The organism is Methylobacterium sp. GXF4 (genome assembly GCF_000272495.1).
In the GTDB taxonomy this organism is placed as follows: domain Bacteria; phylum Pseudomonadota; class Alphaproteobacteria; order Rhizobiales; family Beijerinckiaceae; genus Methylobacterium; species Methylobacterium brachiatum.
In genome coordinates this window covers 31730-43828 of sequence record NZ_AKFK01000102.1, presented here as the reverse complement: position 1 = coordinate 43828, position 12099 = coordinate 31730, and the positions used below count along the sequence as shown (strand labels likewise).

Below are 12099 nucleotides of genomic sequence, written 5' to 3'. Positions count from 1 at the left end.
ATCACGCGCTTGTTCGGACCGTTGCAGAACTCGACCCGATTCTGCGGCCTGCGCGAAGCGCCCGATCATGCCGAGGATTTGTGCACGTGCGTGCGTCGTCCTCGCGGACCGAGCAGGATGGCGGGCCCAACACCGGGGCTCCGGACTCGAAAACACAGGCTTCGCGAAGGCGGCCACGCCCCGGGATCGGCCCTGCCGGCCCCGGGGCGCACGTCCAAACCTTACATCGGCGGGGTGAGGCCGTCCTTGCCGACCGCCACGAGCTTGCCCTCGGCCTTGGCGCCATCCTTGGCGACGACGGCGAAGACCTTGGAGCCGGGGGCCAGGATCGTCTTATCGGCCGGCTCGAAGGCGACGATCGGCGCCGAGGACGGCACCACGATCTCCTTGGACCCGTCCTTGCCGTAGCTCACCGTCAGGGTGCGGGCGCCGCCGGCGGCGCTCGCATCGGCCTTCACGGTGCCGTTGGTCATCGCGCTCTTCACCTTGAGGGCGTTGGCGGTCTCGGCCTTCACGGTGCCGTTGGTCATGGCACTCTTCACCTTGGAGCCGGCGCCGCCGGTCTGGTCGGTGATCGTGTCCCAGCCGTAATGGCCCTCGCCGGTGCCGCGCATCGACTCGGGGAAGAGCACGACTTCGAGGGCGGTCATCGGGTTCTCGCCCTTGGTGGCGGTGCCGATGAAGACGCCGTCCTTGATCTGGTCGAGGCTCGACGGAACCACCCAGGCGAACTTGGCGCCGCCGACATCGACGGTCTCGGACTTGCCGTCCTCGGTCTTGATCGTGAGCGTGCTGCCCTCGGCCTTGTCGATCGTGCCGCGGACGCGCTCGACCTGCGCGGCGAAGGCTGCGCTCGACAGCAGAGCTGTCAGTCCGGCGGCGGCGAGGGTCTTGCTGAGATGCTTCATCGGGTTCCGGTCCTGCTTCGGGAGCCGGGTTATGGGGCGCCGCGGGCGCGAAACAAGGTTGTGCGCAAGACAATTCCGTCAGGATGCGCAGCCTGACGCCGGGCATGAAAAAGGCGGCGCCGGATCGGCGCCGCCTCGATACGGTTCAGGCGACCCTGCGGGGGCCGCCTGGCCGAGGGTTCAGGCCGCGAGCGAGCGCAGCACGTAGGGCAGGATGCCGCCGTTGCGGAAGTATTCCAGCTCGTCGAGCGTATCGATCCGGCAGGTGAGCGGCACCTCCTTCTTCGATCCGTCCGACGCGGTGATCTCCGCGATCAGGGTCTGGCGCGGCTTCAGCTCGCCGGACAACCCCCTGATGGTCACGGTCTCGTCGCCCTTGAGGCCCAGGGACGCCCAGGACGTGTCGCCCTGGAAGACCAGCGGCACCACGCCCATGCCGACGAGGTTCGAGCGGTGGATACGCTCGAAGCTCTCGGCGACCACGGCGCGGATGCCGAGCAGCTTGGTGCCCTTGGCCGCCCAGTCGCGCGAGGAGCCGGTGCCGTATTCCTTGCCGGCGAAGACGACGAGCGGAGTGCCCTGCGCGGCGTATTTCTGCGCCGCGTCGTAGATGAACATCTTCTCACCCGACGGCTGGAACAGCGTCCAGCCACCCTCGACCACGTTGCCGGACGGGTCCCGGACCATCTGGTTCTTGATGCGGATATTGGCGAAGGTGCCCCGCATCATCACCTCGTGGTTGCCGCGCCGCGTGCCGTACTGGTTGAAGTCCTGCACGCGGACCTGGTGCGCCTGCAGGTACTCGCCGGCCGGCGAGGCCGCCCGGATGTTGCCCGCGGGCGAGATGTGGTCGGTGGTGATCGAGTCGAGGAAGAGCCCGAGGATACGGGCGTTCTCGATGTCCTCCACGGGCTTGGGCGTCTTCTCCATGCCGACGAAGTACGGGGGGTTCTGCACGTAGGTGGAGCCGGGGTTCCACGCGAAGGTCTCGGCCTCGGTGACCTCGACGTTCTTCCAGTTCTCGTCGCCGCCGAACACGTCGGCGTAGCGGCGCTTGAACAGCTCCGAGGTGATGTTCTCCTCGATGAACTGCTGGACCTCCGCCGAGGACGGCCAGATGTCCCGGAGGTAGACCGGCTTGCCGTCGGAGCCCTGGCCCAGCGGCTCGGTGGTGATGTCGATCTGCATCGAGCCAGCCAGCGCGTAGGCCACGACCAGCGGCGGCGAGGCGAGGTAGTTCGCCCGCACGTCGGGGTTCACCCGGCCCTCGAAGTTGCGGTTGCCCGAGAGCACCGCGGCGGCCACGACATCGTTGTCGTTGATCGCCTTGGAGATCGCCTCCGGCAGCGGGCCGGAATTGCCGATGCAGGTGGTGCAGCCGAAGCCGACGAGGTTGAAGCCCAGCGCGTCGAGGGGCTCCTGAAGGCCGGACTTCTCGAGATACTCGCCGACGACCTGCGAGCCGGGGGCCAGCGAGGTCTTCACCCAGGGCTTCGAGCGCAGGCCCTTGGCCACGGCGTTGCGGGCGAGCAGGCCCGCGCCGATCATCACCGACGGGTTCGAGGTGTTGGTGCAGCTGGTGATCGCCGCGATCACCACGTCGCCGTGTCCGATATCGAAATTCGTGCCCTCGACCGGGTAGCGGCTGGCGAGATCGGCGGCCTTCTTGAACTCGGTCTCCATCGAGGTCGCGAAGCCGGGCTTGGCGGCATCGAGCAGAACCCGGTCCTGCGGGCGCTTCGGGCCGGCGAGCGAGGGGCGGACCTCGCCCATGTCGAGATGCAGCGTGTCGGTGAAGACCGGGTCGGGCGTCTTGGCGTCGCGCCACATGCCCTGCGCCTTGGCGTAAGCCTCCACCAGGGCGATCCGGTCGTCGGAGCGGCCGGTGACCTTCAGGAAGTCGATGGTCCGCTGGTCGATCGGGAAGAAGCCGCATGTGGCGCCGTATTCCGGGGCCATGTTGGAGATCGTGGCCCGGTCGGCGACCGCCATGTCGTCGAGGCCGGGGCCGTAGAACTCCACGAACTTGCCGACCACGCCCTTCTTGCGCAGCATCTGCGTGACGGTGAGCACCAGATCGGTGGCAGTGGTGCCCTCGGGCAGCTTGCCGGAGAGCTTGAAGCCCACGACCTCGGGGATCAGCATCGAGAGCGGCTGGCCGAGCATGGCCGCCTCGGCCTCGATGCCGCCGACGCCCCAGCCCAGCACCGCCATGCCGTTGACCATGGTGGTGTGCGAGTCGGTGCCAACCAGCGAATCGGGATAGGCGACTTCAGTCCCGTCCTCGGACTTCGTCCAGACGGTCTGGGCCAGGTATTCCAGGTTCACCTGGTGGCAGATGCCGGTGCCCGGGGGGACCACTGAGAAGTTGTCGAAGGCCGACTGGCCCCACTTCAGGAAGGTGTAGCGCTCGCCGTTGCGCGAGTATTCCAGGGCAACGTTGTCGGCGAGCGCCTTCGGGGTGCCGAACTCGTCGACGATCACCGAGTGGTCGATGACGAGATCGACCGGCACCAGCGGGTTGATCTTCTGCGGGTCGCCGCCGAGCGCCACCATGGCGTCGCGCATGGCCGCCAGATCGACCACGGCCGGGACGCCGGTGAAGTCCTGCATCAGCACGCGGGCGGGCCGGAACGCGATCTCGACCTCGGCCTTGCCCTTCTCGGCGAGCCAGCCGACCGTCGCCTCGATGTCGGCCTTGCGGACCGAGCGATCGTCCTCGAAGCGCAGCAGGTTCTCCAGCAGGACCTTCATCGAGAAGGGCAGCGCGGTGGCGGAGGCGAGGCCGTTCTTCTCGGCCTCGGGGATCGAATAATAGGTGTAGGTCTTGCCGCCGGCTTCGAGCGTCTGGCGGGCCTTGAAGCTGTCGAGTGATGGCACGGCTGGTTCTATCCTCGCTGCGGGTTGTCGAACACGCGCAGGCAAGACCTGCGCTACGAAGTCTGTGTTCGGCCTGTGTAGCGCCCGACGGGCGCGCGCCGCCCCGGGAGTGCCCGGGCAGGACGATGCGCGGGGGCGATTTGGACGCCCGTGGAGCCGCGCGGCGCAGCCAGGAAGCGATATAGAACTTTTCGAATCTGGCCGCTACCGGGTTGCGATGACAGCCGCGCGGCCCTGTCGGGCCTGCGGGGCTGCCTCGATGGTGCGGTGCATCGTGAGACGCGGACGGAACGCGTCGGCGCCTCTGCCATCAGCCCTGGATGCGATTCGGGCGGCGATCAGCCCTGCTGCGGCGCGCCCGGCAGCGTCTTGAAGCGATTCGGCTGGGCGGCGAGCTTGCGCAGGGACGCGACGTTGGTCGCGGCCTCCTCCGGGCTCATGTCCCGGCGCAGAATCGCCTCGGCATCGGCGAATCGACCCTTGAGGCCGAGCACCAGGGCGAGGTTCGCCCGGACGCGCGCATCGGCGCCGGGCTGGTCGGCCGCGAGCCGCAGGGTCTGCTCGGCCTGATCGAGGTTGCGCGACAGGGCGTAGGACAGGCCGAGATTCGACAGCAGCGAGGGCTCGTTCGGCCGGATCTTCAGCGCGGCCTCGTAGAAGCTCTGGGCCCGGGCCTGCTCGCCGAGCTGCGCGGAGGCCGAGCCCTGGGCCGAGAGGATCCGCCAATCGGGCGAGGCCGGGGAATGGGCGTTGGCGAGGACGTCGATCGCCTCGCGGTAGCGGCCGGCCTCGACCAGCGACTTGCCGTAGGCGCCGAGGATGAACGTGTCGCGCGGGTTGCGCAGGGCCGCCTGCTGCAGCACCGCAGAAGCCTGGGCCGCCTGATCGTTCACCCGCAGGGCGCGGGCATACGCGATGGCCGCCCGCCCATCGCCGGGATTGGCGTTGAACCGCTCGGCCAGGGCCTCGAGATCCTGGCGCGAGGGCGCTTCCTGGCGCGCGGCAATCTGGCGCCCACCGAGATCGCCGATCGAGCCGGTGGTCTCGGGCGAGCGGGTGTTGCAGCCGGCAAGACCCAGTGCCGTGAGGGCCGCGGCGGCAAGAGCTGCCCGGCGGACGTTGGAAGCCAGGGTTCCGGTGACCCGGATCGGGGCCGTCTTCATGATGCGCTCCGCCGGCACAGGCCGGGTGGGCTCTGGCTCGCGCTTCACGCTCCCGGCCGGCCGGTGATAGAGCGTTAACCCTAACCACCGGTTAAGCCGCTGCCGGCCCGACCGCCCCACGAGAGGCATATGACCCAGGCCGACGCTTCCGCGACGCATCCCGCCCTTCTGCCCGGCGACACGCCCGCCGTGCCGGTCACCCTCGTGACGACGGCGTCCTGGTCCGAGGCCGAGGCCGCCCTGGACCCGGCCCACAGCAGCTTCGCCCGTTCGCTCGGCTTCAAGCCGAAGGCCGGGAGCCTCGCGCTGCTGCCGGGCCCGGACGGCAATCTCGCCCGGGTACTGTTCGGCCTCGGCGATACCGAGGCGCCGGCCTATGACCGCCTGATCGCCGGGAAGCTGCCCAGCCTGCTGCCGGACGGAAACTTCCGCCTGGAGAACGCCCCCGACCCCGCCGAGGCCGCGCTGGCCTGGCTGATGGGGAGCTACCGCTTCGGCCGCTACCGCTCCGCCGGCGGCCCGAAGGCGCGCCTCGTGGCGCCCGCCGGGATCGACAGCGACGAGATCGGGCGGATCGCCGCCGCGGTCGCGATGGGCCGGGACCTGATCAACACCCCCGCCAACGATCTCGGACCGGCCGAGATCGAGGCTGCGGCCCGGGCCCTGGCCGAGCGCCACGGCGCCGCGATCGCGGTGACGCAGGGCGACGCGCTGGCCCGGGAATTCCCCCTGGTCCACGCGGTCGGCGCCGCTTCGCCGCGGGCGCCGCGCCTAATCGACCTGAGCTGGGGGCCGGAAGATGCGCCGCGCGTGACCCTGGTCGGCAAGGGCGTCGCCTTCGACACCGGCGGGCTCGACATCAAGCCCTCCTCCGCCATGCTGCTGATGAAGAAGGATATGGGCGGCGCCGCGGTGGCGCTGGCCGCCGCCGACATGATCATGGGCGCCGGCCTCAGGATCCGCCTGCGCGTGCTGATCCCGGCGGTGGAGAACGCGGTCTCCGGCAACGCCTTCCGTCCCAGCGACGTGCTGCCCAGCCGGGCGGGGCTCAGCGTCGAGATCGGCAACACCGACGCCGAAGGCCGGCTGATCCTCGCCGACGCGCTGGCGCTCGCCGACGCGGAGGGGCCCGAGCTGATCCTCGACTTCTCGACGCTGACGGGCGCGGCCCGGGTGGCGCTGGGTCCCGATCTCCCGGCGTTCTTCACCGAGGACGAGGGCCTGGCCGCCTCCGTCGCGGAGGCCGGGCGGACGGCGATCGACCCGATCTGGCGGATGCCGCTGCACGCCCCCTACGCGAGCCTGCTCGACTCCAAGGTGGCGGACCTCAACAACGTGTCCGGGGGCCCGTTCGCCGGCGCGATCACCGCGGCGCTGTTCCTGCGCCGCTTCGCGCCCAAGACGAAGGCGCACGGCCATTTCGATCTCTACGGCTGGAATCCCGCGACCAAGCCGGGCCGGCCGGAGGGCGGCGAGGTCCAGACCGCGCGCCTGACCTACGCGCTGCTCAAGGCCCGCTACGGGACCTGAGCGGCACGGTCAGGCCAGGCCCGACAGTCGCAGCAGCATCCCGGCCCCGGCGCAGAGCGCCAGGGTCGGCAGCGCCCCGAGATTCAGCCGGAAGACCGCCAGGACCGCCAGCAGCGTCAGCACCAGGGCGGCGGGATCGAGGCTCGCGAGCACGGGCACGTCCAGGCGCAGCGGCCCCAGCGGCACCGTCCGAACCGCGCCGAACAGCGTCCGCAGCCCGAACCAGACCGCGAGGTTGAGGATCACGCCCGCCACCGCAGCGGTGATCGCCGACAGGGCCCCGGCGAGCAGCCGGCTCCCGCGCAGACGCCCGATCAGCGGCGCTCCGGCGAAGATCCAGAGGAAGCAGGGCGCGAAGGTGACCCAGGTGGTGAGCAGGCCGGCCAGCGTTCCGGCCAGCAGCGGCGGCAGGGTGCCGGGCGCCCGGTAGCCGGCCAGGAAGCCGACGAACTGGAGCACCATGATCAGCGGGCCGGGCGTCGTCTCGGCGAGCCCCAGCCCGTCGAGCATCTCGCCCGGCCGCAGCCAGCCGTAATGCTCCACCGCCTGCTGGGCGACATAGGCGAGCGCCGCGTAGGCGCCCCCGAAGGTCACCACCGCCATCTTGGAGAAGAACAGCGCGACCTGCCCGAAGACCGGGGCCGGGCCGGGCAGAACCAGCAGCGCCACCACCGGCAGGAGCCAGATCGCCAGCCAGAGGGCGCCGACGCGCAGCGAATCCGCCGGTCCGGCGCGCTCCCGCGGCAGCATCGCCTCGCCGATCAGGAATCCGGCCTCGCCCGCCGCCGCGGCCTCCGCGGGGGTCGGAGCCGGCGCGGGCTTCCGCCCCAGCACGAGGCCGAGCACGCCCGCCACGACGACCACCAGGGGGAAGGGTACGGCGAGGGCGAAGATCGCCACGAAGGCGGCGCCCGCGATGAGGCGGTCCGTCCGCCCGCGCAAGGCCCGGCCGCCGAGGCGCCAGAGCGCGTGCAGCACGATGGCGAGCACCGCTGCCTTGAGCCCGAAGAACAGGCCGGCGACCAGATCGATCGTGCCGTACAGGACGTAGAGCCAGCTCAGGCCCATCAGGGCCAGGAGCCCGGGCATCACGAACAGCCCGCCCGCGACCAGGCCACCGGCGGGCCCGTGCATCAGCCAGCCGATATAGGTCGCGAGCTGCTGCGCCTCCGGGCCGGGCAAAAGCGTGCAGAAGCCGAGCCCGTGCAGGAAGCGCCGCTCCGATATCCAGCGTCGCTCCTCTACGAGGATCCGGTGCATCACGGCGATCTGGCCGGCCGGCCCGCCGAAGGAGAGGGCCGCCACCCGCAGCCAGACCGGGACGGCCTGCCTCAGGGTCGGATTCGGAAGGCCGGGGGCGCCCGCCGGGCTCACGCCGTCAGGGGCAGCGCCGTCTCGATCAGACGCGCCCACAGCGAAGCCCCGTACGGGGTCGCGGCGTCGTTGAAGTCGTAATGGGGGTGGTGGAGCGAGGCACTGTCGCCGTTACCGATGAACATGTAGGCGCCGGGGCGGCGGCCGAGCATGTAGGAGAAGTCCTCCGCCGTCATCATCGGCGCGACGGTCCGGTCGACATTCTCCGGCCCGACCAGCGCCTCGGCCACGCCGGCCATGAAGTCCGTCTCGGCCGGGTGATTCTCGGTCACCGGATAGCTCGAGCCGTATTCCACGACGCCCTTCGCGCCGAAGCCGCCGGCGATCTCCGCCACCAGGGTCTCGATCCGCGCCTTGATCTGGCTGCGCACCGCCTGGGACAGGGTGCGCATGGTGCCGCGCATGGTGACGCTCTGCGGCAGCACGTTGAACGCCTCGCCGGCATCGAGCGCGCAGACCGAGACGACGGCCGATTCCAGCGGATGGAGGTTGCGCGACACGATGCTCTGCAGGGCGATGATCACGTGGCTCGCCACCAGCACGCTGTCGACGGCGTTCTGCGGCAGGGCCGCATGGCCGCCCCGACCCTCGATCGTGATGGTGAAACGGTCGGTCGAGGCCATGATCGGCCCCGGACGGATCGCGAAGGTGCCCACCGCCATCCCGGGGATGTTGTGCATCCCGTAGACCGATTCGATCCCGAACCGCTCCATCAGGCCGTCCTCGACCATCGCCTCGCCGCCGCCACCGCCCTCCTCGGCGGGCTGGAAGATCAGCACCGCGGCGCCGTCGAAATCCCGGGTCTCGGCGAGGTACTTGGCCGCCCCGAGCAGCATCGTGGTGTGCCCGTCGTGGCCGCAGGCGTGCATCTTGCCCGGCACCGTGGAGCGGTAGGGCAGGTCCCGGACCTCCTGGATCGGCAGGGCGTCCATGTCGGCACGCAGCCCGATGGCGCGGTTCGAGTTCCGGCCGTTGCCGCGGATCACCCCGACCACGCCGGTCCGGCCGATGCCGGTCTCCACCGAATCGCAGCCGAAGTCGCGGAGCCGATCGGCCACGAACCCCGCGGTCCGCTCCACGTCGTAGAGCAGCTCCGGATGGGCGTGCAGATCGTGCCGCCACGCCTTCATCGTGTCGGCGAAATCGCGGATCCGTTCGAGGACGGGCATGAGTCCGGGCTTTCGTGGCCTTCAGGTCGGTGCCGGACCAGCAAAGCCGGGGCCAGTCGCGCCGTCAACGGCCACGCTTGTCGCGCCGGTGGGCCGAGCGGGGCCCCAGAGCCGCCAGGGGCGAGGCTTGCCGGCGCGGCGCAGGCGGCCTGTCCTCCGTCGCGAGGTCGTCGAGAATCGGGCATTCGGGCCGGTCGTCGCCGCAGCAGCTCTCGGCCAGGCGCTCCAGGGTCCGGGCCATGCCCTCCAGCTCGGTGATGCGGCGACGCAGATCCGCGATCTGTTCCTCGGCGATCGCCTTCACGCCGGCGCTGGGCCGGGCGCGGTCGCGCCAGAGCGCGAGCAAATCCGCGATGGCCTCGACGCTGAAGCCGAGGTCGCGGGCACGGCGGACGAACCGCAGGGTGTGCAGATCCGCCTCGTCATAGTGGCGGTAGCCCGATTCGGAGCGGGTCGCCGGCGGCAGCAGGCCGGTCCCCTCGTACCAGCGGATCATCTTGGCCGAGACGCCCGTGCGCCGCGCCGCCTCGCCGATCGTGATCGCTCCCTCGCTCATGCGGCCCTCGGCGCCAGCGCCGGCTGCTCGGCGGGTGCGGGCCGCCCGCCGGCCCGGCGCAGCCGCAGAGCATTGCCGAGCACGAAGACGCTCGAGAAGGCCATGGCGCCGGCGGCCAGCACCGGCGACAGGGCCGGGCCGCCGAACGGCACCAGCAGCCCCGCGGCCACCGGGATCAGCGCGGCGTTGTAGGCGAAGGCCCAGAACAGGTTCTGCCGGATATTGGCCATCACCGCCCGGGACAGGGCCAGCGCCTCCACGAGCGCCTGCGGATCCCCCGACATCAGCACCACGTCGGCGCTCTCGACGGCGATGTCCGTGCCGGTGCCGATGGCCAGGCCGACATCCGCCTCCGCGAGGGCCGGCGCATCGTTGATGCCGTCGCCCACGAAGGCGACCGGCCCGTGCGCCGACCGGAAAGCCCTGACCGTCTCGACCTTGCCGCCGGGCAGGATCCCGGCCGCGACCTCGGCGATCCCGAGGCTCGTCGCGACCCCGGCGGCGGTGTGAGGGTCGTCGCCCGTCACCATCGCCACCACGAGGCCTTGCGCCCTCAGCGCGGCCACGGTCTCGCGGGCTCCAGCCTTCACCGGGTCGGCCACGGCCAGAAGGGCCGCATGGCGACCGTCGAGGGCGAGATGGATGGGGCTCTTGCCCGCGCGCGCGAGGCGTTCGGCCCGGGCCGTGAGGTCCGCGTCCCGGGCAATGCCGAGCCTGTCGAGATAGCGTGGCGCGCCGAGGGCGAGGCTCCGCCCGGCGACTTCGCCGGAGACGCCGAAACCGTCCAGGGCCTCGAAGTCGGCCGGATCGGCGATGGTGAGCCCCCGGGCCCGGGCCGCGGCCACGACGGCGCCGGCGAGCGGGTGCTCGGACCGGCTCTCGAGCCCGGCAGCCAGGGTCAGCACCGCGTCCTCCGTGAGGCCCGGCCCTGCGACGACATCCGTCACCCGCGGGCGGCCCTCGGTGAGGGTCCCGGTCTTGTCGAAGGCCACGACGCGCACGTCGCGCAGGCGCTGCAGCGCCGCGCCGTCGCGGAACAGGATGCCGCGACTCGCGGCGCGGCCGGTCCCGACCATGATGGCGGTGGGCGTGGCGAGCCCCATGGCGCAGGGGCAGGCGATGATCAGCACGGCCACGGCGTTGACCAGGGCCGGCCCGAGGGCGGGCGCCGGGGCGAGGACCAGCCAGCCCAGGAAGGTCGCGAGGGCGATCCCGATCACCGCCGGCACGAAGCGCCCGGTGACGCGATCGACCAGCGCCTGGATGGGCAGCTTGCCGCCCTGGGCCCGCTCGACCATGGCGGCGATCTGCGCGAGCACCGTGGCGGCGCCGACCGCATCGACCCGCAGGTCGAGGCTGCCGCGCACGTTGAGGGTGCCGCCGACCATTCGGTCTCCCGGCCCCTTGCGCACGGGAACCGCCTCGCCCGTGACCATGCTCTCGTCGACGTGGCTCGAGCCGGACAGGACCGCGCCGTCCGCGGCGACCCGCTCCCCGGGCCGGACGCGGACCACGTCGCCGATGCGCAGCTCCGCCAGCCCCACCTCGACCTCCGTGCCGTCGCGGACGACGCGGGCGGTCTTGGGCGCCAGATCCATCAGCCGGGCGATGGCCTGGCCGGTCCGGCCCCGGGCGCCGGCTTCCAGGGTTCGCCCGAGCAGGATCAGCGTCACGATCAGCACGCTGGCCTCGAAATAGAGATGCGCGGCACCCGCGGGCAGCAGGCCCGGCGCCAGGGTCGAGACCAGCGAATAGAGGTAGGCGGCCCCGGCCCCGAGGGCGACGAGGGCGTTCATGTCCGGATGGCCGCGCAGCAGCCCCGGTACGCCCCTCAGGAAGAAGCGCCGCCCGGGCCAGGCGAGGACCAGGGTGGCCAGGGCGGCCTGGACCAGGGCCGTGACCGAGCCACCACGGAGCTGCGGCAGGATGTGGCCGCCCATATCGAGGACGACCACGGGGGCGGAGAGCAACGCCGCCGCGATGGCGTCGCGCCGCAGGGCTCGGCCCTCGGCCTCCTGCCGGGCCGCAGGGTCGATCCGCGGCCCGTCATCGAGCAGGCGCGCCTCGTAGCCGGCCGCCTCCACCGCCGCGACGAGATCGGAGGTCGCCACCAGCCCCTCCGGATGGCGGATCGCGGCCTGGCCGGTGACGAGGTTGACGCTGGCGCCGCGCACGCCCGGCACGGCTGCGAGCGCGCGCTCGACCCGGCCGACGCAGGAGGCGCAGGACATCCCCTCGACGGCGATCACGCTCTGCGTCTCCGGGACCGGGTAGCCGGCCTCGGCCAGCGCCGCGGCGGCGTCGGCCGGGCGCGCGCCACCGTCGAGGACGAGGCTGGCGCGGTGGGTGGCGAGGTTGACCGCCACGTCCCGGGCGCCGGGCAGGGCTTTGAGGGCGCGCTCGACGCGGCCGACACAGGACGCGCAGGACATCCCCTCGACGGGGAAGCTCAAGGAGACGTGTTCGGGCACGGGGGCGGTTCCGATCGGGGCATCCATGCCGCCTCAGATGGGGCTTCC

Annotated in this window: 8 protein-coding genes; 1 reads left to right on the top strand and 7 read right to left on the bottom strand. The window is 71.7% G+C overall.

The features are described 5' to 3' along the window. Positions 1 to 221: 221 nt before the first annotated feature. The 3 genes from WYO_RS27260 to WYO_RS27250 form a co-directional block, all read right to left on the bottom strand. Complete coding sequence (locus tag WYO_RS27260; protein ID WP_007568838.1) at positions 222 to 908, bottom strand: hypothetical protein; 687 nt, start codon at positions 906 to 908, stop codon at positions 222 to 224. 180 nt (positions 909 to 1088) lie between these two features. Continuing rightward, on the bottom strand, positions 1089 to 3788 hold the full coding sequence (gene acnA / locus WYO_RS27255) for an aconitate hydratase AcnA (protein ID WP_007568836.1): 2700 nt from the start codon (positions 3786 to 3788) through the stop codon (positions 1089 to 1091). A gap of 338 nt (positions 3789 to 4126) precedes the next feature. Continuing rightward, positions 4127 to 4951, bottom strand: coding sequence for a CDC27 family protein (locus WYO_RS27250; protein ID WP_007568834.1), 825 nt, complete (start codon positions 4949 to 4951; stop codon positions 4127 to 4129). 129 nt (positions 4952 to 5080) lie between these two features. Between WYO_RS27250 and WYO_RS27245 the strand changes: the two genes are divergently transcribed. After that, on the top strand, positions 5081 to 6481 hold the full coding sequence (locus WYO_RS27245) for a leucyl aminopeptidase family protein (protein ID WP_007568832.1): 1401 nt from the start codon (positions 5081 to 5083) through the stop codon (positions 6479 to 6481). A 9-nt stretch (positions 6482 to 6490) separates the two neighbouring features. Here WYO_RS27245 and chrA read toward each other — a convergent pair whose 3' ends face one another. The 4 genes from chrA to WYO_RS27225 form a co-directional block, all read right to left on the bottom strand. Then, the gene (gene chrA, locus WYO_RS27240; protein ID WP_007568830.1) at positions 6491 to 7855 is read right to left on the bottom strand and encodes a chromate transporter; all 1365 of its coding nucleotides are present in this window, start codon (positions 7853 to 7855) and stop codon (positions 6491 to 6493) included. Continuing rightward, positions 7852 to 9024, bottom strand: a complete 1173-nt coding sequence (locus WYO_RS27235) for a M20 aminoacylase family protein (RefSeq protein WP_007568828.1) — start codon at positions 9022 to 9024, stop codon at positions 7852 to 7854. Before WYO_RS27235 ends, chrA begins: the two co-directional genes overlap by 4 nt. Positions 9025 to 9088: 64 nt before the next feature. Beyond that, the gene (gene cueR / locus WYO_RS27230; RefSeq protein ID WP_007568825.1) at positions 9089 to 9580 is read right to left on the bottom strand and encodes a Cu(I)-responsive transcriptional regulator; all 492 of its coding nucleotides are present in this window, start codon (positions 9578 to 9580) and stop codon (positions 9089 to 9091) included. Next, positions 9577 to 12078 carry a heavy metal translocating P-type ATPase gene (locus tag WYO_RS27225; protein WP_007568823.1) on the bottom strand — a complete coding sequence of 834 codons (2502 nt, stop codon included), beginning with the start codon at positions 12076 to 12078 and terminating at the stop codon, positions 9577 to 9579. The genes cueR and WYO_RS27225 overlap by 4 nt, the downstream gene beginning before the upstream one ends. Between the last annotated feature and the right edge of the window lie 21 nt (positions 12079 to 12099).

Bases quoted from the DNA above. Each gene is read 5' to 3' on its own strand.
- WYO_RS27260 (WP_007568838.1), bottom strand. From the start codon at position 908: ATGAAGCATCTCAGCAAGACCCTCGCCGCCGCCGGACTGACAGCTCTG.
- WYO_RS27250 (WP_007568834.1), bottom strand. From the start codon at position 4,951: ATGAAGACGGCCCCGATCCGGGTCACCGGAACCCTGGCTTCCAACGTC.
- WYO_RS27245 (WP_007568832.1), top strand. From the start codon at position 5,081: ATGACCCAGGCCGACGCTTCCGCGACGCATCCCGCCCTTCTGCCCGGC.
- WYO_RS27235 (WP_007568828.1), bottom strand. From the start codon at position 9,024: ATGCCCGTCCTCGAACGGATCCGCGATTTCGCCGACACGATGAAGGCG.
- cueR (WP_007568825.1), bottom strand. From the start codon at position 9,580: ATGAGCGAGGGAGCGATCACGATCGGCGAGGCGGCGCGGCGCACGGGC.
- WYO_RS27225 (WP_007568823.1), bottom strand. From the start codon at position 12,078: ATGGATGCCCCGATCGGAACCGCCCCCGTGCCCGAACACGTCTCCTTG.